Origin of the sequence: Halomonas sp. B23F22_3 (assembly GCF_043496965.1) — a bacterium.
Lineage (GTDB): Bacteria > Pseudomonadota > Gammaproteobacteria > Pseudomonadales > Halomonadaceae > Halomonas.
Window position 1 is genome coordinate 335,638 of sequence record NZ_JBIEKG010000006.1, and the last position, 23,200, is coordinate 358,837.

Genomic DNA, 23,200 nt, shown 5'->3' on the forward strand with positions numbered 1-23,200 from the left:
CCGGTGGCCGTGGCGTCATGCAGCCCATCTCAGGGGCTGTTATGGTCGCGGCAATGCCACCCGGCGCTGCTCACGAGAGTCCCATGACCGACCGTCCCGATCCCCGCGTGCTGCTGCGCCTGCTGTCGCTGCTCGCCCCCTATCGCGGGCGCGTGGCGCTGGCCGCCCTGGCGCTGCTCGCCGCGGCGGGCAGCGTGCTGCTGCTCGGCCAGGGGCTGCGCCTGGTGATCGACCAGGGCTTCCTGGCCCGGGATCCCCGCCAGCTCAACCAGGTCCTTGCGGGCATGCTGGCCGTGGTGGCGGTGCTGGCGATCGCCTCGGCGCTGCGCTACTACCTGGTCACCTGGATCGGCGAGCGGCTGGCGGCCGACCTGCGCCGCCGCGTCTTCGATCACCTGCTCGACCTGGAGCCCGGCTTCTTCGAGAGCAGCCGCGGGGAAGGCGGCGGCGCCGGGGAGATCTCCTCACGGCTCACGGCAGACACCAGCGTGCTGCAGAGCCTGTTCGGCTCCTCGATCTCGCTGGCGCTGCGCAATCTGCTGATGCTCGCCGGCGCCGTGGCGCTGATGCTGGTGACCCAGCCGTGGCTCTCGGCCATCGTGCTGCTGGGCATTCCGGCCACGGTGCTGCCGATCCTGTGGTTCGGCCGCCGGGTGCGGCGCCTCTCGCGCACCAGCCAGGACCGGGTGGCCGAGCTGGGGCGCTATGCCGGCGAGGCCCTGTCGGGCATCCGCACCGTCCAGGCCTTCAACCACGAGCCGCGCGACCGCCGGGCCTATGGAGCGCGGGTCGAGGAGGCCTTCGCCACCGCCGTGGCGCGCACCCGCCAGCGCGCCTGGCTGACCGGCGGCGCGCTGCTGGCGGTCTTCGCCGCGGTCGGCGTGATGCTCTGGCAGGGAGGCCAGGCGGTGCTGGCCGGCAGCATGACCGCCGGCGAACTCTCGGCCTTCGTCTTCTACGCGGTGCTGGCCGCCGGCGCGGTGGCGACGCTGGCCGAGGTGGCGGGCGACGTGCAGCGTGCCGCGGGCGCCGCCGAGCGGCTGCTGGAGCTGCTGGAGACCCGCTCCACGATCCGCGCCCCGGCAACCCCCACGCCCCTGCCCGCCCCGCTGCGCGGCGAGCTCCAATTCGAGGGAGTGAACTTCACCTATCCCGGCCGGCAGATCCCGGCGCTCGAGGCGTTCGATCTCACCATCGCGCCCGGCGAGCGGGTCGCCCTGGTGGGCCCCTCCGGGGCGGGCAAGAGCACCCTGCTCGCGCTGCTGCTGCGCTTCCATGATCCCGACCGCGGGCGCCTCTGCCTGGACGGCATCGACCTGCGCGAGCTCGACCCGCACGCCTTGCGCGCGAGCCTCGGCCTGGTGGCCCAGGAGCCGGTGCTGTTCAGCGGCAGCGTGGCCGACAACCTGCGCTTCGGCCGGGGCGACGCCGACAGCGACGCCCTTCGCCAGGCGGCGCGGGACGCCAACGCCCTGGATTTCATCGAGGCGCTGCCCCAGGGCCTGGATACCCCGCTCGGCCCCGGCGGCGTGCAGCTCTCCGGCGGCCAGCGCCAGCGCCTGGCCATCGCCCGGGCGCTGCTCAAGGATCCCCGCGTGCTGCTGCTCGACGAGGCCACCAGCGCCCTGGACGCCGAGAGCGAGCGGCTGGTGCAGCAGGCGCTGGACCGGCTGATGGCCGAGCGCACGAGCCTCGTCATCGCCCACCGGCTGGCCACAGTGGTGGCCGCCGACCGCCTGCTGGTGATGGACAAGGGGCGCCTGGTGGCGGCCGGCCGCCACGCCGAGCTGCTCGAGAGAAGCCCGCTCTATCGCCACCTCGCCGAGCTGCAGTTCGGCCGGCACGCCCTGCCCTCTGTCACCGACGAGCGCTGAGCGCTCGGCCACCAAGGCGCGACACGCCTGACACGAGGACTCAGAACAGCCCCAGCTGGCGGTCGATCAGCGCCGTGAAGTCGTCGCCCACGAAGGGCAGGATGGCATCGGCCACCGGCTGGAGCTGGCGGGTCAGGTAGTGATCGGCGTCAATCGGCGCCTGCCGCCGCTCCAGGGGCTCCGGCCCGGCCACCGTCATCACGTAGCGGATCCAGCCGCCCTGCTGGTACTGGCGCGGCCGGCCCAGCCGGTCGTTGTGCTCATCGGCGAGCCGGGCGGCGCGCACGTGGGGCGGCACGTTGCGGCGGTACTCCTCCAGGCGCCGGCGCAGCCGCTTGCGGTAGATCAGCCGCTCGTCCTCCTCGCCTTCCCGGGTCCGGCGCAGGAAGTCGCCGACGAAGCCCCGCACGTACGCTCGCCACGGCTCCCCGGCGAAGACGCGCCGATAGAGCTCCTGCTGGAACTCCTTGGCGAGCTCCGTCCAGTCGCTGCGCACCGTCTCCAGGCCCTTGAAGACCATCCGCTCCTCGCCCGCGGCGTTGCGGACGAGCCCGGCGTAGCGCTTCTTGCTGCCCGCCTCCGCCCCGCGGATGGTCGGCATCAGGAATCGCCGGTAGTGGGTCTCGAACTGCAGCTCCAGGGCACTCTCGAGGCCATGGGCCTCGGCGAGGTGGTCGCGCCACCAGGCGTTGACCCGCGCCACCAGGCGCCGGCCGATCGCCGCCGCCTGGTCCTCCGGATGCTCGCGACCGAGCCAGACGAAGGTGGAGTCGGTATCGCCGTAGATAACGGTATACCCTTCGGCCTCGATCAGCTCGCGGGTGCGATGCATGATGGCGTGGCCGCGCATGGTGATCGACGAGGCCAGTCGCGCATCGAAGAAGCGACAGCCCTTCGAGCCCAGCACGCCGTAGAAGCTGTTCATGATGATCTTGAGTGCCTGAGCCAGCGGCGCGTTACCGGCCCGCTTGGCGGCCTCGCGCCCCGCGCCGACCCGCGCCACGATGGCCGGCAGGGCGTGGCGGGTGCGCGAGAAGCGCGCGCCCAGATAGCCCGGTACCGAGGCCTCGTCCGTGGGCTCGGCGAGCCCCTCCACCAGCCCCGCGGGGTCGATCAGGAAGCTCTGGATGATCGACGGATAGAGGCTCTTGAAGTCGAGCACCAGCACCGAGTCGTAGAGGCCGGGACGGGAGTCCATGACGAAGCCGCCGGGGCTCTCGGCGGCCTCCCCCGCGCCGAGGTTCGGCGCCACCAGGCCCAGCCGGTGCAGCCGCGGCAGGTAGAGATGGGTGAAGGCCGCCACCGAGCCACCGCTGCGATCGGCCGCGAGTCCGGTGACGCTGGCGCGCTCCAGCAGGAAGGCCATCAGCTCGGTGTGCGCGAAGATCCGCGTCACCAGCTCGCAGTCCTTGAGGTTGTAGCGCGCCAGCGCCGGCTTGTCCTCGGCGAACCGGCGCAGGATCTCGTCCAGTCGCTGGTAGGGCGTGTCGATGGCCTTGCCCTCGCCGAGCAGCGTCTGCGCGACGTGCTCCAGGCTGAAGGAGGGGAAGTGCCAGGTCGCCGAGCGCAGCGCCTCGATGCCGTCGATGATCAGCCGCCCCGCCGCCGAGGCAAAGTAGTGGTTGGCCTCTCGGCCGTGGGCCCGCCACTCCATCTCGGCCCCGCCGCGACCCAGCCGCAGCGCCACGCCGAGCCGACGGGCATGCTCGTGGAGGATACGCAGGTCGAACTGCACCAGGTTCCAGCCGATGATGGCGTCCGGGTCATGGGCGGCGATCCAGGCGTTCAGCGCCTCGATCAGCGCCGCGCGACTGTCGCAGTAGTCGAGGCGAAAGTCGCACTCCTCGTCGCGGCCGTTGGGTGGGCCCAGCATGAACACCTGGCGCTGCCCGCAGCCCTCGAGCGCGATGGAGTAGAGCTCGCCGCGGGCGCTGGTCTCGATGTCCAGCGACACCGTGCGCAGCCGGGGGCGATAGTCCGGCGCGGGCGCCAGGCGCGCCGCGGCCAGTCGCCCCGCCCCGTCGGGCGTGCCGGTGACCGCCACCGGCGCGGTGATGAAGCGCTCCATCAGGTAGCGCTCCGGCGGGCGGATATCGGCCTCGTAGAGCGTCACGCCGGCCGCCTCGAGGCGTCGCTCCAGGCGGCTCAGCCGGCGCTGCTCCCGGCAGTAGAGGCCCAGCACCGGGCGCCGCTGGAAGTCGCACAGCGCCAGTTCGCGAAGCGTGACGCCCGGCTCGCCGGCCAGCACCGCCTCGGCGCGCTCGCGCTGCTCGGCCGGCAGGAAGGCCACCGAGGGCCGGGGCGCCAGGCGCACCTCGAGCGGGCCCTCGTCGGTCGCCAGCCAGAACGCGACCTCGACGCCCCGGGGCGTCTCCCGCCAGTGTCGGGTGAGGATGAAGCCGAGGCACGTCGTAGCGCCCCGCTCTGTCAGGTGATGGCTCGACAAGGGGGCTACTCGACGCCCGCCAGGCGCCGCAGCCCCACGGCAGCGTCCGCCGTTGCCAGCCATGCTACCAGGCCGAGGTTCAGGGCCGCACAGCCCCACAGGATCCTGCCGAAAGGCTGCTTGCGGGTCTTGTGGCGAAACCCGCGCCGGGCCAGGAGCGCGCCCGGCCAGCCGCCGACGACGGCAACGAGGTGCAGGGTCGACTCGCGGATGCGCCGCTCGCCACGTCGGGCCGCGGCCTTGTCGATACCATAGAGGAGCACCGCTGCCAGGCTGGCCAGCAGGTAGGTACCGATGAGCAGCGTCATGGGGCTTGCACCTCGATCATCAGGTCGGGAATGAAGAGCGGCGGGACGAACTCGTCGGGATAGCCGCCAGGGTTGGCGATCACGCGGGTCCCGCCCGCCACGAGGTCCACCGGCTCGTGGACATGACCGTGGAGCCAGAGGTCCATGCGGCCCATCAACTGCGGCAGATGGGAGGCGAAGGCCGGAGAGAGCGGATCACCTCGGTAGCGCGCCGGAATGCAGTCGGCCAGGGGGGCATGGTGGCTGATCACCACCCTCGGGCCGCTGAACGGCCGCGCCAGCTCAGCCTCCAGCCATACCAGGGCCTCGGCATGCAGACGGCGGCTCTCCGCCGGGCAGAACACTGCCCCGTCGGGCTGCTCGATGATACGGAAATCCGGCATCAGGGCCAGCGCCCTGGCCTCGGTCAACGCCGGGTCGTGTTCCGGCTGGCCGGCGTAGAGGGCGAGGTCGGTCCACAGCGTGGTGCCGTGAAAGCGCACGCCGCCCAGGGTCAGCGAGCGGTTGTCCAGCAGGTGGATGTTGAGCCGTGCGGCCTCGGCGGCCAGTTCCCGTCGTAGCACGGGCATGCCGGTGCCGTAGAACTCGTGGTTGCCGGGGACGTAGAGGATCGGGGTGCCCGCGAAGCGTTCGGCCGCCCAGGCGAGTCCCTGGCAGCCGGTGTGAATGTCGCCGGCCAGCACCACGGCATCGGCCTCGACCCGTGGCAGCTCGCGCCCCTCGGCAAAGTGTTCGAGATGCAGGTCGGACAGGACACGGAGTCGCATGCCTACTCTCACGGCGGATGAACGTCGGACCCGCGCTCGTCCGGGCGGGCAAGGCTCCTACCCAAAGCGAGCCCCGGCGCGCCGTCCAGGTGGCGACTCGCCCCGCCTCATGCCGGGCGCGAGCGCCGACCACTTGATCCCGTCTTGCTCACCAGGCTGAAGTAGCAACGAAGATGGCGAGCTATTTCTCTCTTGTAGTTAAGATGTTCCGGACAGAACACGATTCAAGAGGACGACTGGCCATGGGCCGGGTCGATCTCAGCGAGACCGCCACGCTGGGCGAGATCCACTCTGGCAGCTGGCCCGCCGCAACGCCCGTGGCACCCCGCCCTTGACGCAGGACCGGGCGGCTCAGGCCACGCCGTCGTGGCTGCTGACGTGCCCGAGCCGTGGCGACAATATCGATGTCGTGCATGAAAGGCTTTGTTCTGCAATCGCGATACTCAGGACGGTTTGCGGGCTTGCGCTTGCCTGGCCTTGCGCCCGAGACCGGGCAGCGGTCGGTGCAGCAGCGCATAGGCAAGCACGCCGACCACCACCCCCCAGAAAGCCGAGCCCAACCCCAGCAGGCTCATGCCCGAGGCCGTGGCGATGAAGGTGATCACCGAGGCCTCCAGGTGGTCCTGGTGGGCGGCGAAGGCACTAAGGTTGCTGGTGATGGCGCCGATCAGCGCCAGGCCCGCCAGCACCGCCACGAACTCGCCGGGCAGCGAGGTGAAGAGCAGCACGATGGTGCCGGCGAAGGTGCCCCCGATCAGGTAGAAGATCCCGTTGGCCACCCCGGCCACGTAGCGCCTGTCGGGATCTTCATGGGCCTCCTTGCTGGTGCAGATCGCCGCCGTGATTGCCGCGATCACCGTGGTGATGCCGCCGAAGAAGGCGGTGACGAAGGAGGTCAGGCTGGTCAGGGTGACGATCGGCCTGGCCGCGGTGTTGTAGCCGGCACTGCGCATGATCGCCATGCCCGGCAGAAACTGGCCGGTCAGGCTGACCAGCACCAGCGGGATGGCCAGGCTCAGGGTGGCGTTCCAGGTCCACTCGGGACGGATGAACCGAGGCTCAGCCAGGCTCAGCGTCACGCCCTCGAGGCTGGCATCCTCGAACACCACCGCGAGCATCACACCGACCACCAGCAGCACCACCAGGCTGTAGCGCGGGGTCAGCCGCTTGAACACCAGGTAGGTCAGGATCATGCCCAGGGTCAGCGCCGGCACCGCCTCCAGGGAGACGAAGACCCCGACCCCGAACTGGAACAGGATGCCCGCCATCATGGCGCTGGCGATGCCCGGCGGGATCGCCTGGATGATGCGGTCGAAGGAGCCGGTAATGCCGATCACGAAGATCACCGCCGCCGCCGTCAGGTAGGCCCCCACCGCCTCGTTCAGTGACAGGCCTGGGAACAGCGTGACCAGCAGCGCCGTGCCCGGTGCCGACCAGGCGGTGACCACGGGCACCTTCAGCCACAGGCTGAGCGCGATCCCCGAGACGGCGGCGCCGATGGAGATCGCCCACACCCAGGAGGTCATCATGGCCGTCGAGATCTCGGCGCTCTGGGCCGCCTGAAAGAAGATCGCCAGCGGGCCGGAGTAGGAGACCAGCACCGCCACGAAGCCGGCGGTGATCGCGGGTATCGACCAATCCTTGTGAAGTCGCATGCAATGTCTCTCCGTCACACCTCAGGCGACGCCGAGGTGGGTGTCGAGGATGGTGGGGCCGTCCTTCAGGCCCCGGGAGCCGCTGTAGACCACGCCTCCCTTGACCAGCAGGAGGTGTTTCTCGGCCACGTCGAGCAGATTGTCGATGTAATCGTCGACGATGATGAAAGATCGGCGCAGCCGGAGAAGACCGGCCTCCTCTAGGCGGCTGCCTTCGTACGTGAGAAGTCGAAGTCCCTGAACTCGACGAGCATCGAGAGTGCGGCCCCCAGCACCAGTGCCCAGAAGGAGGAACCGATGCCAAAGATCTGCAGGCCAGACACGGCGATCAGGAAGGAGAACATCGCGCCCACCTCATGTTTGCCGGAGAAGGTCATGTGCATCGCCGAGCCGATCACCCGCAGCAGCGCCAGGCCCGCGATGATGGAGATGAAGTAGCTGGGCATCGCCTCGATCAGGCTGAACACGAAACCATAGAAGGGGGCGGCCACGATGAAGATGATGCCGACGATGACGGCGGCCACCCAGCGCTTGTCGTGACTGCCGGCTTCCGGCCCGGAACAGATACCGGTCATCGGTGCCGCGATGCAGGTGCTGTGCAGGTTGAAGAACGCCGAGACCATGGTGCCGATGCCCCCCACGGCGGTAATGGCATTGGCCGGGGCACTCTTGAAGCCCATGCCCTTGACCAGCCCCACACCGGCCGGCGTCTCCATGCCGACCAGGATCAGCGCCAGGGGCAGCCCGTAGGCCAGGAAGGCGTCCAGGGTGAACGCCGGCATGATGAACTCGGGGAAGCGGACCGAGAACTCCACGGTGGAGAAGTCCGCCCCGGATATGGCCATGTAGACCACCCCCACGATCAGGGTCACGACCAGCGGCGGTACCGGGCGCAGGTAGCGTGCCGAGAAGAAGAAGGAGAGGATCATCACCATGGCCGGCAGCATGGCGTTCTCCAGCGGCGTGACCATGTTGATGCCGAACTTGAGCAGGATGCCCGCGACCATGCCCATGACGATGGGCATGGGGATCAGCCGCATGACCAAGCTCATCCAGCCAGCCAGGCCGACGACCAGCGAGATCGCTCCGGCCATCAGTGTCGCGCCAAGCGCCTCATTGAGCCCCACGATGGGAATGATCGCGGCGAACAGCAGGGCGCCGGGAATGGAGTTGGCCATCGGCAGGGGCAGCCGATAATAGGCCGGCACGAACAGCCCGAACAGGCCGTTGATCATCAGGTAGCTGATCACCCACAGCAGGGTGAACTCCTGAGGGAGACCCGCGGCGGTACCGGCACTGATATGGATGATCCCGGCGCTGAGGCCGAAGATCCCCGCCACCAGCCCGGCACTGAGATTATCGGCATTGAGGTCGCGGGCGAAGGCGCGGGGCGCCGACAAGAGCCCGACGCCCTTCTCGAGGTGTTTCATGGAGTGCTCCAGGGGAATTGTTGTGGTTGGTGTCAGGAGGAAGTAGAGAAACGGCGACTCGCGGAAAGCGGCCCTCATCGGGCCGCTCTGTTACCTGGGGCTAACCCTGATCGCCGCCGGCCACGGGGAGGACGCTGCCGGTGATATAGCCGGCCTCCTCGGACGCCATGAACAGGATCGGCGCGGCCATCTCGTCCAGGGTCCCGTAACGACCGAAAAAGCAGCTCTGCTTGGTCTGGTCGATATGCGCCTGGAACCAGGCCTGCTCCGTCTCGTTGCGCGGCTCCGGAGTGCCGCGCGAGATGCGACGCGGCGGCGCCTCGGTGCCGCCGGGCGCGGTGGCCACCACGCGGATGCCATGCTCGGCAACTTCGAAGGCCAGCGAGGCGGTCATGGCATTGACGCCGCCCTTGGCCGCCGAGTAGGGGATCCGGTGGATACCGCGGGTCGCCGCCGAGGAGACGTTGACGATCACCCCGCTGCCCTGCGCCACCAGGGTCGGCAGCACCGCCCGACAGCACCACAGGGTCGGCATCAGCGATCGGGTGATCTCGGCCGAGATCTCGTCAGGGGTGAACTCGGTGAACGGCTTGAAGTTGATCGCCCCGCCCACGTTGTTGATCAGGATGTCGATACGGCCGAAGTGCTCGACGCTCCGCGCCATGACGTCCTCGGCCCCTTCCCAGGTCTCCAGGTCGGCCTGCAGGGCGATGGCGTCGACGCCCTGCTCGACCAGCCCCGCCACCACCTCATGGACAAGGTCGGCCCGGTCCACCAGCGCCAGGCGCGCGCCTTCGGCGGCGGCCCGCTCGGCGACCCGCCGCCCGATGCCCTGGGCGGCGCCGGTGATCACCATGACCTTGTCCCGGAAACGGCAGCCGTCGATGCGGGCCATGCTCATGACGCCTCCTTGGGGGCCTGGTTCGGCGTGAACTTCTCGTAGTGGAAGCTCTGCGGCACGATGCCCTCGTTGTCGAAGTGCTTGAGCACGGCATCGACCATCGGGGGCGGCCCGCACAGGTAGACGTCGATGTCGCCGTCGTGCAGCACCTCGCCGTCCATGTGATGGGTCACGTAGCCCTTGCGCGGATGCCGGCTTGCCTCATCCACCACCACGGTGGAGTAGGTGAAGTTCGGCAGCTCCTTCGCGAAGTGCTCCAGGGCATCGACCTTGACCAGGTGGTCGTCCTTGTTGACGCCGTAGATCAGGTGGATCGGCTGCTCATTGGCCTCTCCTTCCGCCCTCTTCTGCACCAGCAGCTCGAGCATGGAGAGGAAGGGCGCGAGGCCCGTGCCGCCGGCGAGCATCAGCACCGGGCGCGTGATCTCGCGCAGGTAGAAGCTGCCCATCGGCCCGGTCAAGGCCAGGCGATCGCCGACCTGGGCGCGCTCGGTCAGGTAGCCGCTCATCACCCCGTTAGGGATATTGCGGATCAGGAAGGTCGCCCGCCGATCACCGGGCTTGGAGCTGAAGGAGTAGGAGCGATGCTGATCGCTGCCCGGCACATCGATGTGGATGTACTGCCCCGGCAGGAAGGCCAGCGCGGCCTCGTCGTCCAGGTCGACCCCCAGCTCGATGCTGTCCTCGGAGAGTTGCTCGACCACGGCCACGCTGCCCTCGAGCTTGCCCACCGCGGTCTTGCACAGGCTGGAGGCCACCGGCACCTGGATGACGCAGTCCGAGGACGGCACCATCTGGCAGGTCAGTACCTGGCCCTCGGCGGCTTCCTCGTCGGAGAGCGCCTCCTCCAGGTACTCGTCTCCCATGTCGAACGCGCCCTGCTCACAGTGGCCCTTGCAGGTGCCGCAGACGCCATCGGAGCAATCCATCGGCAGGTTGACCTTCTGACGATAGGCGGCGTCCAGGACCGTTTCCCCTGCCTTGCAGCCGATGAAGCGGGTGACGCCGTCCTCGAAGTTAAGGGCAATGGTGTAGCTCATGGTCGAATCTCCTCCGGCACCGGGCCATCGTCTCTCGGTCAGATGTGGTAGACGTCGATGACCTGGTGGATGTAATCGTTGTTGAGTTGCACGACTTTTCTGGTGATCAGCGGCGCCTCGCCCGACACGTCCAGGGTGTAGAAGGCGCTGCCGAAGTAGCTGTCGGTCTTCTTGTAGCGGTGGCTCAGGGTGTGCCAGTTGAAGCGCACCTCCACCGTGTCACCCGCCTCCTTCAGCACCTCGAGGTTGGTGATCTGGTGGGTGGTGCGCGGCTCCGGCGTGCTCGCCCCGCTGCGCTCGGTCTTGATCCGGTAGACCCGGTCCTCGAGCCCCTCGCGGTTCGGGTAGTAGATCAGCGAGATCTCGCTGTGCGGGTCCCGGGTCAGCTGGTCGTCGTCGTCCCAGGCCGGCATCCAGAACTCGGCGTCCTGGCGGTAGCACTGAAGCCACTCGTCCCACTGGCGGTCGTCGAGCAGGCGCGCCTCGCGGTACAGGAAGGCCTGGATGTCGTGATAGTTGGTGCTCATGGTCTCTCTCCCCTCTCTCGGACGCGGTTTACTCGGACGCGGTGGCGATGAACTGGCTGCGTTCCTTGTCGATGGCGCGCAGCATTTCCTCGACCCAGTGCTGGTGGTGCAGCACGTAGAGGCCTTCGTCTTCCGGGGAGGCCCCGCTGAGCAGCGGCTTCATGTCGATCGACTGGGCGTTCTCGTCGGCGCCCTCGATCCACTGCTGGGCGCCGCGGGAGAGGTCGTTCCACTCGGCCAGCGCGCCGTTGTAGCCGTCCTGGCAGGCACGGAACTCCTCGAGGTCGTCCGGCGTGCCCATGCCCGAGACGTTGAAGAAGTCCTCGTACTGGCGGATGCGCACCCGGCGGTTCTCCGCCGACTCGCCCTTGGGCGCGAAGCAGTAGATGGTGACCTCGGTCTTGTCGACGGAGAGCGGGCGCAGCACGCGGATCTGCGTGGAGAACTGGTCCATCAGGTAGACGTTGGGGTAGAGGCAGAGGTTACGGGTCTGGTTGACGATGGAGTCGGCCCGCGCGGCGCCGAGCTCTTCCTCGATCTCGTCCTTGCGGGTGTGGACCGGGCGCACCTCGGGGTTGAGCAGCCGGGTCCACAGCATCATGTGGCCGTTCTCGTAGGAGTAGAAGCCGCCCTGGCTCTTCGACCAGCCGTCGGCGTCCACCGCCTTGGTGCCGCCGGCATCGTAGTTGCGACGCTCCATGGTCGAGGCGTAGTTCCAGTGCACGGAGCTCACGTGATAGCCGTCGGCGCCGTTCTCGGCCTGCAGCTTCCAGTTGCCGTTGTAGGTGTACGACGAGGTGCCGCGCAGGATCTCCAGGCCTTCCGGAGCCTGGTCGACGATGTTGTCGATGACCTTGGTGGTCTCGCCCAGGTACTCTTCCAGCGGCTGGACGTCATCGCTCAGGCTGCCGAACAGGAAGCCCTTGTAGTTGGCGAAGCGCGGCAGACGCTTGAGGTCGTGGGAGCCCTCCTGCTTGAAGCCCTCCGGGTAGGCGCCATTCTTCTCGTTCTTGGCCTTGAGCAGCTTGCCGTCGTTCTTGAAGGTCCAGCCGTGGAACGGGCAGGTGAAGGTGCCCTTGTTGCCCTGCTTGCGGCGACACAGGGTGGCGCCGCGGTGGGCACAGGCGTTGATCAGGCCGTGCAGCTCGCCCTGCTTGTCGCGGGTGATCACCACCGGCTGGCGGCCCATGGTGACCGTGAAGTAGTCGCCCGGCTCGCTGATCTGGCTCTCGTGGGCCAGGAACAGCCAGTTGCCCTCGAAGATGTGCTTCATCTCGAGATCGAAGAAGGCCGGGTCGGTGAACATGCTGCGGTGGCAGCGGAAGATGCCGTTGTCGGCGTCGTCGACGACCGCGCCGCGGACACGCTGTTCGAGTTGGTCAAGCTTGGTGGTCATGGAGTAATCCTCATTGTCTTGTCGTGACCGCTTGGGGCCGATCCGGGGGCAGGCCCCGGGGTGCCGGACCATCGAGAAGGCGCTATAGCAAGTCGCACCTCCTCTTCGGCCTGCCCCCGGCGCCCCGCACCGGAGGTAACGGAAATAATCCGGATGCCGATCAGACCTTGGCGGTACCGGCGAGCTGGCTGGCCTGGTCCTGCTCGTCTTCCTTGGCCCGCGGGCGCGCATGACGGGTCTGCAGTTCGGCCACGTCGGTCCTCGACAGCTCGACGTCGAACACCACCTCGGAGAAGGGACCGTCCAGCTCGCGCTTGGCGATCTCGCCCTGATCCTCGATGCGGTTGGCCGGCACCACCAGCTCCTCGCGAGTGGCGAAGGCGAAGTCGTCGTAGGTGTAGGGGTCGCCCGCCAGGTTGATCTGGGTGGTCAGGTGCTGGTGGCCCGGGGCGGAGACGAAGTAATGGATGTGCGCCGGACGCTCGCCGTGGCGGCCCAGGGACTTGAGCACCACGTCGGTGGGGGCACCCTCCGGGACGCCGTAGCCGGACGGGATGATGCTGCGCGCGGTGTAGCGGCCCTCGCTGTCGGTGTAGATGGTGCGGCGCAGGTTGTACTCGCTCTGGGTCTGGTCGAAGAAGGAGTAGCCGCCCTTGGAGTTGGCGTGCCACACCTCGACCTTGGCGCCGGCGATGGGGGTGCCGTCGACGTCACGCACCTGGCCGGTCAGCCACATCGCCTCGCCGTCCTGGTCCTGGCCATCGTCCATGCGCGCGAAGCCCTCGGCTTCCGGGGCACCGGCCACGTAGAGCGGGCCCTCGATGGTGCGCGGCGTGCCGCCGGTGCGATGGGCCTCGGCATCGGCCGCGTCCTGGCGCATGTCGAGGAAGTGGTCGAAGCCCAGGCCCGGCGAGAGCAGGCCGAACTGCGTCTGGCTGCCCAGCGCATTGAGCAGATTGACGGCTGACCAGTACTCCTCCTCGCTGACATCGAAGTCATCGATCAGCTTGAACAGGTCGGAGATCAGACGATGGACGATCTGCTTGGCGCGCTCGTTGCCGCCCTGCTGGTCGAAGCCGGCGATGGTGTTCAGGAAGTCCTGGACTTCGGGGGTATCGAAAATCTTCACGGTCATGGTCGGTTATCCTCGATTGTTATCTGATGCCGTCCCGCAGGCGGGAGATGGCGTGCTTCATCCGTGACTCAGGTGTCGTCCTCGCGGATGGAGGACGGGTGGCGACACAGCGGCTTGACGCTGATCTCCATGTAGGGAAAGAGCGGCAGATTGCTGACCAGCTCCTGCAGCTCGGCGTTGTCCTCGACGTCGAAGATGCTGACGTTCGAGTAGCTGCCGGCCACGCGCCACAGGTGGCGCCACTTGCCGGAACGCTGCAGCTCCTGGGAGTAGGCCTTCTCGGTCGCCTTGATCTCGGCGGCCTGCTCGGCCGGCATGGAAGGCGGCAGCTTGACGGTCATTTCCACCTGAAACAGCATGATGTTCTCCTCCTCTCTTCGGGACTGGCCCGATAACGATTGATGGCGGCCCCGGTCCGGCTGGCCTTAGCGGCGCGCGTAGTGGGCCAGCTTGTCTTCGTCCAGGGTGATGCCGAGCCCAGCGCCCTTCGGTAGCTCGACACCGAACTCGCGGTAGGTGAGCGGCTCGGCAACGATGTCGTCCTTGAGCAGCAGCGGGCCGAACATCTCGGTGCCCCAGGCCATCTCGTCCTGTGTCGCCCAGGCATGCAGCGAGGCCGCGGTGCCGATGGAGCCCTCGAGCAGGGTGCCGCCGTAGAGGCCGATGCCGGCGGCCTGGGCCACATGGGCCAGCTCCAGCACGCCGTGCAGCCCGCCGGACTTGGCGATCTTGAGGGCGAAGGCGCCGTTGAAGCCGCCAGCCACCAGGTCGAGCCCGTCGCGGGCATCCTGCACCGCCTCGTCGGCCAGCATCGGCACGTTGAAGCGGTTGGCCAGGCGGATCAGGCCGGCATGCTCGCGGGCAGGAATGGCCTGCTCGATCAGCTCGATGCCGGCGTCCTGCAGCGCCTGGATGCCGCGCACCGCGGTGGACTCGTCCCAGGCCTGGTTGACGTCGACCCGCACGCTTGCCCGGTCACCCAGGGCCTCCTTGATGGCGGCCACGTGGCGTACGTCCTGGTCCACGGGGTTGGCGCCGATCTTCAGCTTGAAGTCACAGTGGCGACGCTGCTCGAGGCGCAGCAGGGCCTCGTCGATGTCCTTTCGGGTATCGCCGCTGGCCAGGGTCCAGAGCACCGGCAGGTGCGTCTGGCGGGCGCCGCCCAGCAGATCGGCCACCGAGAGGCCCAGCCGCTTGCCCTGGGCATCGAGCAGCGCGGTCTCCAGCGCCGACTTGGCGATGGCATTGCCGCGGGCATGGCGATTCAGCCGGGCACGCAGCGCATGGACGTTGCCCGAGGGCTGGCCGACCAGCAGCGGCGCCAGGTAGGTGTCGATGTTGGTCTTGATGCTCTCGGGACTCTCGGGGCCATAGGCCAACCCGCCGATGGTGGTGCCCTCGCCGAGGCCCTCGATGCCATCGCTGTGGTGCATCCGCACGATGACCATGGTCTGGCAGGCCATGGTGGTCATGGAGAGCTTGTGGGGTCGGATGGTCGGCAGATCGACCAGCAGCGTCTCGATACGTTCGATCACGGATGACATGGGGGCTCCGAAGTCCGGGAATCGGGTGATTGCATGGCAGTCTGATTGCAGCGTGAAGACCGAACCAATATTGTTTGGGTGCCCTGCCATACCCAGGAGGTATCATGGAACTGCGCCACCTCAGGTATTTCTGCGTGGTCGCCGAGGAGCTGAACCTGACCTGCGCCGCCGAACGGCTGCACATGTCACAGCCGCCTTTATCAAGGCAGATCAAGCAGTTGGAGAAGGAAGTCGGGGCCGAGCTGTTCGAGCGCGGCTCCCGTGGATTACGCCTGACCACCACCGGCCAGTTCTTCCGGCAGCACGCCATCCAGATCCTGGAGAAGGTGGACGCCACCCTGGAGGCCACACGGCGCATGGCCCGCAGTAAGCGCGTCATGTTCGGCATCGGCTTTGTGCCGTCGGTGTTCTATGGCCAGTTGCCGCTGCTGGTTCGCGACTTGCGACAAAAGGATAATGTTGAGCTAAGTCTGGCAGAACTCACCACGGTGCAGCAGATCCAGGCCCTGAAGGCGGGTCGCATCGATATGGGCTTCGGCCGGCTGAAGATCGATGACCCCGATGTGGAGCAAGAAGTGTTGTTCGATGAGCCGGTGCTGGCCGCCCTACCGACGGGGCACCCGCTGGAAGGCACCACCCCGACTCTTGAACAACTTGCCCGCTATCCGCTGGTCCTGTTTCCCGCCAAGCCACGCCCCAGCATGGCCGACACGATGCTCGGGCTGTTCCGCCGACAGGGACTAAAGGTGGAGGTGGTGCAGGAGGCCAACGAGTTGCAGACGGCGTTGGGCCTTGTAGCCTCGGAGATCGGCATCAGCCTGGTTCCGGAACAGGTCAGACGCGTACAGCGCGACGGAATCAGCTATGTCTATCTCGCCGACAAGAGTATCACTAGCCCCGTCATCTGCAGCCGCCGCCGCGGGGAATCCCCCTCCCCGGTGATGCAGGAGGCCACCGCCATCCTCGAGGTCCTGGTGGAGAACCGCCGCAGCGGGCGCTATCCCTGAGGGTGCCGCCACGGCCCATCGGTCTAGCCGAGCAGACGGCCGTCACGGCGCCGTGACTTCAGCGGCGGCGGTTCCCGAGGCGTCTCCTCTCCCGAACACCCCCTCGACCTGTTCCAGCAGGTTGTGGAGTGCCGGCGAGTCGTTGCCCGACCGCCAGGCCAGCCACAGGGGCATGTCGCAGGTCGCGAGTTCCGGCAGGTGGACGAAGCGGATGCCGGGCATGGGATGCGCACTGGAGGCAGACGGCACGATGGCCACCCCCAGCCCCGCCGCCACCATGCTCAGAATGGTGATGTTGTCGGCGCCGTACTGCACCACCCGGGGCGCGAAGTCGAGCCGCGCGAAGTGCGCCATCACCCGGTCATAGTAGACAGGCGAGATGCTGCGCACCCCCCACACGAAGTCGGTCTTCGCCAGCTCCGCCAGCCGGCGCGGCGGCGTGGAAGACCAGCGCGAGGTCTCCGGCACGGCAAGCATCAGATGGTCATGCTGCAGGAGTCGTGTCTCGAGCTCCGGCTGCTCGGCGCTGTCCAGATAGAGGATGCCGGCATCCAGGCTACCCTCCCGCAGTCGCTCCAGCTGTGGCCCGGAGAGCAGTGGGAAGACCTCGAAGGCTACCCGGGGATAGCGATCTCGATAGCGCCCCAGCAGCCGCGCCACCTCCGGCACCCAGAGGTGCGTCACCGTCACCCCCAGGCAGACCCTGCCGGTCATTCCCTGCCCCAGCGAGACGAGGCGCGCCCGGAGCCGGGCGCGTCGGTCGAGCAGCTCCTGAGCCTCCTCATACAGGGCCTGACCCGCCACCGTGAGACGCACCCCCCGGGCATGGCGGTCGAACAGTCGCGTCTCGAGATCCTCCTCCAGCAGGCGAATCTGGCGCGTCAGTGCCGGCTGGGCCACATGTACGTGACGGCTGGCCGCCGAGATGGAGCCGGTCTCGACGACGGCGATGAAGTAGCTGAGCTGGCGAAACTCCATGGTTCTCCTCGCAGGGGGGATGACATCGGCCTCTACCCATACCATAAAAGCATCCCAGAGATACCAAACCTATATTTTTTCTATCGCTGAATGCCTCCCATAGTGTCGGTACAACCCATAACAAGACTCGCCCCGGGCGAGCTGGACGACACACAATGACCAAGACCTACCACCTGCTGACGGGGCTGCACTTCGCGCTGTGCACCCTGGCCATGATCTGGCCCGGCGCCCTGATCGCCAACCGCATCGAGCCCACCGTGCTGGGCCTGCCCTTCCTCTTCTTCTGGTACACCCTGTGGATGCTGGTGCTCTTCGCCGGCATGTGGGTCGCCTTCGTCGTCCGTCACGGAGGTGGCCGCCATGAGTGATTCCGTGATCATCGTCGGCATCACACTGGCCTACCTGGCAATGGTGCTGGTGGTAGGCCTGCGCGCCCGCGGCAAGGAGAGCTCGAGCCTGGAGGGTTACGTGGCCGGCGGCCGCCATGTGGGCGTGGTGATCCTGTTCTTCATCCTCGGCGCCGAGATCTTCTCCGCCTTCGCCTTCCTCGGCACCCCCGGCTGGGCCTACAAGCACGGGGCGCCGGCCTTCTATATCCTGGCGTATCTCTCGCTGGTGCCGATCACCATCTGGGCGCTAGGGCCGCGGGTGGCCAAGCTGGGTCGAGAGCGCGGCTACCTGACCCAGGGCGACATGATCGCCGATCACTACCGCAGCAAGCCGCTGGGCATGCTGGCCGGGATCATCGGTGTGGTGGCCCTGGTGCCCTACCTGACCATCCAGATCGCCGGCGCCGGCCTGCTGTTCCAGGCCGCCACCGACGGCCTGGTGCCCTTCTGGCTGGGCGGCCTGCTGGCCTTCCTGGTGGTGGCCGCCTACGTGTTCGCCAGCGGCCTGAACGGGATCGGCTGGACCAATCTGGTGCAGGGCGTGATGATGATCGCCATCGCCTGGTTCCTTGGGCTGGCCATCTCCGAGCGCCTCTATGGCGGCGTGGCGGAGATGTTCACCCAGCTCCAGCAGCAGGCGCCGGAATACCTGACCATGCCCGGGGCGACCGGCATGGGCTGGGGCTACTTCAGCACCGCCGTGCTGGTCAGTGCCTTCGGCGGCGCCATGTGGCCGCACCTGTTCATGAAGTTCTACTCGGCGGACAGCGGCAAGACCCTGCGCAAGGTCAGCGTCTTCTACCCCCTCTACGCGTATCTGCTGGTGCCGCTGCTGTTCATTGGCTTTGCCGGCATCCTGGCCTTTGCCGACTCCCCCCTGGAGCGCGCCGATACCGTGCTGCTGAAGATGGTGATGGAAGTCGCCAACTTCTCACCCTGGGTCATCGGCCTGATGCTCTCCGGCGCCCTGGCGGCGGCCATGTCCACCGGGGCCAACCTCGCCCACACCGCGGCTATCGTGCTGGTACGCGACGTGATGGGCCCCACCGTGATGAAGAACGCCAGCGAGAAGACCACGGTCAGCGTGACGCGCTGGAGCGTGCTGGGGCTGTCGCTGGCGGCCTACCTGATCGCGCTTATCAACCCCGGCTCGCTGGTGATGATCCTGCTCACCGCCTACGGGGTGATCATCCAGCTGTTCCCGATGGTGATCGGCGCGCTGTTCCTGCCACGGCTGCGCCGCGCCAGTGTGATGGCAGGTGCGCTCGCCGGCAGCCTGGCCTTCCTGCTGATGGAGTTCGTCTGGAGCTCGCCGCTGGGTTGGCACGCCGGCGTCTGGGCGATGCTGCTCAACGTGACGGCGGTCGCCGTCTGGCAGCGTTTCAGTAGTGCCACCCACGACCACCAGCCTCAGCCCCACAACAGCCACTAACCCCCGGGAGAGCACGATGACGACGCAAACCGACACGTCAGATCTCAAGGGCGCCATCGGCGCCCAGGTGGAGGCGACCCTCGAGAAGGTTCAGGCGCTGTACCGCCAGATTCACCAGCACCCCGAGCTGCCCTTTCAGGAGCATGAGACCAGCGCTCGCCTCGCCGAGGCCCTGGAAACGCTGGGCTATGAGGTGACCCGCGGCGTGGGTGGCACCGGCGTGGTGGCCCTGCTCGAGAACGGTGAGGGCCCCACGGTGATGCTGCGCGGTGACATGGACGCCCTGCCGATCAAGGAGGCCACCGGGCTTGAGTTCGCCAGCACGCGCACGGCCGAGACCGAGAGCGGCACGGTGCCGCTGATGCACGCCTGCGGCCATGACCTGCACAGCAGCTGCGTGGTGGGGGCCGCCGCGGTGATGGCGGGGCTGAAAGACCGCTGGTCCGGCACCCTGATGCTGATCTGCCAGCCCGCCGAGGAGATCTTCGGCGGGGCCAGGGCCATGCTGGATGACGACCTCTACACCCGCTTCGCCCGGCCCGACGTCATCCTCGGCCAGCACAACATGCCGGCCCTGGCCGGCACCGTCGGTCATCGTGCCGGCAGCGCCATGGCCGCCTGCACCAACCTGGCGGTGACCATCCACGGCGCCGGGGGTCACGGCTCCATGCCGGCCCAGACGGTAGACCCGGTGGTGATCGCCGCCCATGTGGTGACTCGCCTACAGACCATCGTCTCTCGCGAGGTGCCCCCGGAGGAGACCGTGGTGGTCACCGTCGGCAAGCTTGCCGCCGGCACCCAGGCCAACATCATCCCCCACTCCGCCGAGCTGGAGATCAATGTCCGCAGCTTCGACAACGCCCTGCATCGCCAGGTGGTGCAAGGTATCGAGCGCATCGTTCGCGCCGAGTGCGAGGCCGGCCGCGCCCCAACGCCGCCTGAGTTCCGCGTGCTCAACGAGACGATCGCCCTGGACAACGACCCGCCGGCCGTCGAGCGGGTGCGACGGGCCCACGGTGAGCACTTCGGCGAGGCCAGCCTCTACGCCATGCCACGCCTCAACGGCAGCGAGGACTTCCCTTTCTTCGGCAACGCCGAGGCGGGCGGCTTCGGCGGCGAGGACATCCCTTATGTCTACTGGTTCATCGGCGCCACCCCCGCCGAGCGCTGGGCCGAAACCCCCGGCCAGAGAGTGGCGGAGAAGATGCGCCACCTGGAGATGCCCCACTCGCCCTACTACTTCCCGGGCAATGCGGTCACGCTGCGCACCGGCATCGAGGCCATGGCCAGCGGGGCCCTCGCCTACTTGGGCTAGTCATCGCAGGAAACGCTGGCCCAGCAGAAACGAAAGAGGGGCGGCATCCCTGGATGCCGCCCCTCATCGTGTCGTCACCTCACACCGAAATCACGCCTAGGCATAGACGGGATGGGCCCGGCAGAGCGCTGCGGCCTTGTCGCGCACGGTCTGCTCGATGGCGGTCGTGTCATCGCCGGCCGCCAGGACATCCAGCACATCGCAGATCCAGCCCGCCAGGCGCTCGCACTCCTCGACGCCGAAGCCGCGGGTGGTCACCGCCGGGGTGCCGAGGCGCAGGCCGGAGGTGACGAAGGGGCTCTGCGGGTCGTTGGGCACGGCGTTCTTGTTGACGGTGATATGCGCCCGGCCGAGGGCCGCGTCGGCGTCCTTGCCGGTCACGCCCTGTGCGATCAGCGAGACCAGGAAGAGGTGATCGTCGGTGCCGCCGGAGACCACCTCAAAGCCGCGCGCCATGAACACCCTGGCCATGGCCCGGGCGTTGTCGATCACCCGCTGCTGGTACTGGACGAACTCCTGGCTCATCGCCTCCTTGAAGGCCACCGCCTTGGCGGCGATCACGTGCATCAGCGGGCCGCCCTGCTGGCCCGGGAAGACCGCACTGTTGAGCTTCTTGTGGAGCGCTTCATCCGCGTGCGAAGAGAGGATCAGGCCGCCACGGGGGCCGCGCAGCGTCTTGTGCGTCGTGGTGGTCACCACATGGGCGTGGGGCAGCGGGCTCGGATAGTGCCCGGCCGCCACCAGGCCCGCCACATGGGCCATGTCGACCAGCAGCCAGGCCCCCACCTCGTCGGCGATGGCGCGGAAGCGCCGCCAGTCGACCACCCGCGCATAGGCCGAGAAGCCGGCGATGATCAGCTTGGGCTGGTGCTCACGAGCGAGGCGCTCGACCTCGTCGTAGTCGATCTCGCCGGTCTCGACGTTCAGGCCGTACTGGAGAGCGCGGTAGTGCTTGCCGGAGAAGTTGGGGGCCGCGCCGTGGGTCAGGTGGCCGCCATGATCGAGACTCATCCCCAGGATGGTGTCGCCCGGCTTGACCAGCGCCATGAAGGCCGCGGCATTGGCCTGGGCCCCGGAGTGGGGCTGGACGTTGGCGTAGTCCGCGCCGAACAGGTCGCAGGCCCGCTGGATGGCCAGCGCCTCCACCTTGTCCACGAACTCGCAGCCGCCGTAGTAGCGCTTGCCCGGATAGCCCTCGGCGTACTTGTTGGTCAGCTGGCTGCCCTGGGCCTCCATGACCGCGCGGCTGGCGTAGTTCTCGGAGGCGATCAGCTCGATGTGCGCCTCCTGGCGCCCCTCCTCTTCGCGAATCGCCCGCAGCAGATCGCGATCGGCATCCTGCAGATGGGTGAACGACATGACGACATCCTCGTGATTGTTAGTGGTGGTGCCTCTGCATGCCCGCCGGTCTGGCCTCGGGGGCCTTTCCCGGCGGGCGGATCGTGGCTCGCGGCCTCACTTGCCGCGGTAGTAGCCCGGGGTGACGAAGGGGGTCTTGGTCACCACCATGGGCAGGCGCTTGCCCCGCACCTCGGCGTAGACGGTGGTGCCGGGCTCGGCCAGGGCGACGGGCACGTAGCCCATGGCCACCGGCTTGCCCACCGTGGGGCCGAAGCCGCCGGAGGTGACCCGGCCCAATACGTTGCCTTCGCCGTCGAAGAGCTCGGTGCCCTCGCGCACCGGCGCCCGGCCCTCGCCGAGCAGGCCGACCCGCTTGCGGGCGTGGTCCTTGGCCTCGACCTCATGAAGGATCCGCTCGGCGCCGGGGAAGCCGCCGGCCCGCTCGCCGCCGTTGCGGCGCGGCTTGCCAACGGCCCAGATCAGCCCGCCCTCGACCGGCGTGGTGCCGGTGTCGATGTCGTGGCCATAGAGGCAGAGGCCGGCCTCCAGGCGCAGGGAGTCGCGGGCGCCCAGGCCGATGGCCTCGACCTCCGGCTCCGCCAGCAGGCGGCGGGCCAGGGCCTCGCTCTGGTCGGCCGGCACCGAGATCTCGAAGCCGTCCTCGCCGGTGTAGCCGCTGCGGCTGATCCACACCGGAATGCCGCCGATCTCGAAATGGCCGTGCTGCATGAAGACCATCTCGCAGGCCTCGGGGCAGAGGCGGGCCATCACCTCGGCGGTCTGCGGGCCCTGCAGCGCCAGCAGGCCGCGATCGAGCTCCTCCACCGCGTAGCCCTCGGGCAGCTGCCGGCGCAGGTGGGCGATGTCCTCCGCCTTGCAGGCGGCGTTGACCACCAGGTAGAGGTGATCCCCGTTGTTGACCACCATCAGGTCGTCGAGGATGCCGCCCTCCTCCGAGGTGAACAGCGCATAGCGCTGCATGCCGGCCGGCAGGCCGATCAGATCGGCGGGCACCAGGGTCTCCAGCGCCTCGGCGGGACGGGGGCCGCGCAGCAGCACCTGCCCCATGTGGGAGACATCGAACAGGCCGCTGGCGCCGCGGGTGTGCTCGTGCTCCTTCTTGACGCCCAGCGGGTACTGGACGGGCATCTCGTAGCCGGCGAAGGGCACCATCTTGGCCCCCAGTTCGACATGCAGGGCATACAGGGGTGTCTGCTTCATCTCGCTCATGGACCGCCTCGGATTGACGACAAAAGAGAAGGGTTCGTGACGACCGCGCCACCGGCGTGGGCCGCCCTCGCGTGCCCCAAGACTAGACGAAGTTTCTTAAAGGAAACAAGCATCGCATGCGGGAAACATGCCTCGCCCCTCGCTCCCTGACCGTGAACGCGGCGCGCCGCTCGGTCATCGGCACTTCTCTAGCCCCATGAATTATCGAGATAAAAATTCCTCAGGCCACATCGGCCCTCGTCCGTCATTCGATTATCGACTTTTCTTATTCTCAAAACTCCTGATCAAAAAGGTTGGCGACCCGCCGTGGTTGTCCTAGGATTCCCCGGACGAAAACAAATTTCTTATAGGAAACACAGATGAGCTCTATCCCCGCCAACCTGCGCTACGCCGAAAGCCACGAATGGGTCCTGGACAACGGCGATGGCAGCGTGACCATCGGCATCACCGACCATGCCCAGGAGGCCCTGGGTGACGTGGTCTTC

21 protein-coding genes and 1 pseudogene are annotated in these 23,200 nt (G+C 67.8%); 7 read left to right on the forward strand and 15 right to left on the reverse strand.

The annotated features are described in order from the left end of the window. Nucleotides 1-83 precede the first annotated feature (83 nt). Nucleotides 84-1,874 (forward strand): ABC transporter transmembrane domain-containing protein, encoded by a 1,791-nt coding sequence (locus ACGTNG_RS15945; protein WP_394797505.1) that lies wholly within the window; start codon nucleotides 84-86, stop codon nucleotides 1,872-1,874. Between the two features lie 40 nt (nucleotides 1,875-1,914). Here the strand turns inward: ACGTNG_RS15945 and ACGTNG_RS15950 are convergent, their stop codons facing one another. The 3 genes from ACGTNG_RS15950 to ACGTNG_RS15960 are packed head-to-tail and all read right to left on the reverse strand — an operon-like array spanning nucleotide 1,915 to nucleotide 5,395. After that, nucleotides 1,915-4,320, reverse strand: a complete 2,406-nt coding sequence (locus tag ACGTNG_RS15950) for a DNA polymerase II (protein ID WP_394797506.1) — start codon at nucleotides 4,318-4,320, stop codon at nucleotides 1,915-1,917. Between the two features lie 5 nt (nucleotides 4,321-4,325). Continuing rightward, nucleotides 4,326-4,628 carry a DUF1294 domain-containing protein gene (locus ACGTNG_RS15955; RefSeq protein ID WP_394797507.1) on the reverse strand — a complete coding sequence of 101 codons (303 nt, stop codon included), beginning with the start codon at nucleotides 4,626-4,628 and terminating at the stop codon, nucleotides 4,326-4,328. Next, entirely contained in the window at nucleotides 4,625-5,395 is a 771-nt protein-coding gene (locus tag ACGTNG_RS15960; protein WP_394797508.1) for a metallophosphoesterase, read from the reverse strand. Before ACGTNG_RS15960 ends, ACGTNG_RS15955 begins: the two co-directional genes overlap by 4 nt. Nucleotides 5,396-5,634: 239 nt before the next feature. On the opposite strand from ACGTNG_RS15960, the pseudogene ACGTNG_RS15965 reads away from it, so the two are divergent. Next, nucleotides 5,635-5,819 (forward strand): annotated as a pseudogene (locus tag ACGTNG_RS15965) (IS1380 family transposase); the annotation flags it as partial. A gap of 19 nt (nucleotides 5,820-5,838) precedes the next feature. On the opposite strand, the gene ACGTNG_RS15970 reads toward ACGTNG_RS15965, so the two are convergent. The 9 genes from ACGTNG_RS15970 to ACGTNG_RS16010 form a co-directional block, all read right to left on the reverse strand. Beyond that, on the reverse strand, nucleotides 5,839-7,050 hold the full coding sequence (locus ACGTNG_RS15970; RefSeq protein ID WP_394797509.1) for a benzoate/H(+) symporter BenE family transporter: 1,212 nt from the start codon (nucleotides 7,048-7,050) through the stop codon (nucleotides 5,839-5,841). A gap of 200 nt (nucleotides 7,051-7,250) precedes the next feature. Further along, complete coding sequence (locus tag ACGTNG_RS15975; RefSeq protein ID WP_394797510.1) at nucleotides 7,251-8,480, reverse strand: benzoate/H(+) symporter BenE family transporter; 1,230 nt, start codon at nucleotides 8,478-8,480, stop codon at nucleotides 7,251-7,253. Between the two features lie 100 nt (nucleotides 8,481-8,580). After that, complete coding sequence (benD, locus tag ACGTNG_RS15980) at nucleotides 8,581-9,381, reverse strand: benzoate diol dehydrogenase BenD (RefSeq protein WP_394797511.1); 801 nt, start codon at nucleotides 9,379-9,381, stop codon at nucleotides 8,581-8,583. Then, a complete protein-coding gene (benC, locus tag ACGTNG_RS15985; RefSeq protein WP_394797512.1) occupies nucleotides 9,378-10,421 on the reverse strand; it encodes a benzoate 1,2-dioxygenase electron transfer component BenC in 1,044 nt (347 codons plus the stop codon). Before benC ends, benD begins: the two co-directional genes overlap by 4 nt. Nucleotides 10,422-10,459: 38 nt before the next feature. Beyond that, nucleotides 10,460-10,948 carry a benzoate 1,2-dioxygenase small subunit gene (gene benB / locus ACGTNG_RS15990; RefSeq protein ID WP_394797513.1) on the reverse strand — a complete coding sequence of 163 codons (489 nt, stop codon included), beginning with the start codon at nucleotides 10,946-10,948 and terminating at the stop codon, nucleotides 10,460-10,462. Between the two features lie 28 nt (nucleotides 10,949-10,976). Continuing rightward, complete coding sequence (locus ACGTNG_RS15995) at nucleotides 10,977-12,344, reverse strand: Rieske 2Fe-2S domain-containing protein (RefSeq protein WP_394797514.1); 1,368 nt, start codon at nucleotides 12,342-12,344, stop codon at nucleotides 10,977-10,979. A gap of 160 nt (nucleotides 12,345-12,504) precedes the next feature. Further along, on the reverse strand, nucleotides 12,505-13,479 hold the full coding sequence (catA, locus tag ACGTNG_RS16000; RefSeq protein WP_394797515.1) for a catechol 1,2-dioxygenase: 975 nt from the start codon (nucleotides 13,477-13,479) through the stop codon (nucleotides 12,505-12,507). A 68-nt stretch (nucleotides 13,480-13,547) separates the two neighbouring features. Then, nucleotides 13,548-13,838 (reverse strand): muconolactone Delta-isomerase, encoded by a 291-nt coding sequence (catC, locus tag ACGTNG_RS16005; RefSeq protein WP_394797516.1) that lies wholly within the window; start codon nucleotides 13,836-13,838, stop codon nucleotides 13,548-13,550. A gap of 66 nt (nucleotides 13,839-13,904) precedes the next feature. Then, on the reverse strand, nucleotides 13,905-15,023 hold the full coding sequence (locus ACGTNG_RS16010) for a muconate/chloromuconate family cycloisomerase (protein ID WP_394797517.1): 1,119 nt from the start codon (nucleotides 15,021-15,023) through the stop codon (nucleotides 13,905-13,907). 104 nt (nucleotides 15,024-15,127) lie between these two features. On the opposite strand from ACGTNG_RS16010, the gene ACGTNG_RS16015 reads away from it, so the two are divergent. Continuing rightward, a complete protein-coding gene (locus tag ACGTNG_RS16015) occupies nucleotides 15,128-16,030 on the forward strand; it encodes a LysR family transcriptional regulator (protein WP_394797518.1) in 903 nt (300 codons plus the stop codon). A gap of 42 nt (nucleotides 16,031-16,072) precedes the next feature. Here the strand turns inward: ACGTNG_RS16015 and ACGTNG_RS16020 are convergent, their stop codons facing one another. Next, entirely contained in the window at nucleotides 16,073-17,008 is a 936-nt protein-coding gene (locus tag ACGTNG_RS16020; protein WP_394797519.1) for a LysR family transcriptional regulator, read from the reverse strand. A 155-nt stretch (nucleotides 17,009-17,163) separates the two neighbouring features. Here ACGTNG_RS16020 and ACGTNG_RS16025 point away from each other — a divergent pair, with 155 nt between their 5' ends. The 3 genes from ACGTNG_RS16025 to ACGTNG_RS16035 are packed head-to-tail and all read left to right on the forward strand — an operon-like array spanning nucleotide 17,164 to nucleotide 20,144. Further along, nucleotides 17,164-17,376, forward strand: a complete 213-nt coding sequence (locus ACGTNG_RS16025) for a hypothetical protein (RefSeq protein WP_394797520.1) — start codon at nucleotides 17,164-17,166, stop codon at nucleotides 17,374-17,376. Then, nucleotides 17,369-18,829: a sodium:solute symporter family protein gene (locus ACGTNG_RS16030; RefSeq protein WP_394797521.1), complete on the forward strand. Its 1,461-nt coding sequence runs from the start codon at nucleotides 17,369-17,371 to the stop codon at nucleotides 18,827-18,829. Before ACGTNG_RS16025 ends, ACGTNG_RS16030 begins: the two co-directional genes overlap by 8 nt. A 16-nt stretch (nucleotides 18,830-18,845) precedes the next feature. After that, a complete protein-coding gene (locus ACGTNG_RS16035; RefSeq protein WP_394797522.1) occupies nucleotides 18,846-20,144 on the forward strand; it encodes an amidohydrolase in 1,299 nt (432 codons plus the stop codon). 96 nt (nucleotides 20,145-20,240) lie between these two features. Here ACGTNG_RS16035 and glyA read toward each other — a convergent pair whose 3' ends face one another. Both glyA and gcvT read right to left on the reverse strand, forming a co-directional pair. Further along, nucleotides 20,241-21,503 (reverse strand): serine hydroxymethyltransferase, encoded by a 1,263-nt coding sequence (gene glyA, locus ACGTNG_RS16040; RefSeq protein ID WP_394797523.1) that lies wholly within the window; start codon nucleotides 21,501-21,503, stop codon nucleotides 20,241-20,243. 96 nt (nucleotides 21,504-21,599) lie between these two features. After that, entirely contained in the window at nucleotides 21,600-22,715 is a 1,116-nt protein-coding gene (gene gcvT / locus ACGTNG_RS16045) for a glycine cleavage system aminomethyltransferase GcvT (RefSeq protein WP_394797524.1), read from the reverse strand. A 359-nt stretch (nucleotides 22,716-23,074) separates the two neighbouring features. Between gcvT and ACGTNG_RS16050 the strand changes: the two genes are divergently transcribed. Further along, nucleotides 23,075-23,200: glycine cleavage system protein H (locus ACGTNG_RS16050; protein WP_394797531.1), on the forward strand; the 126-nt coding region annotated here is incomplete at its 3' end.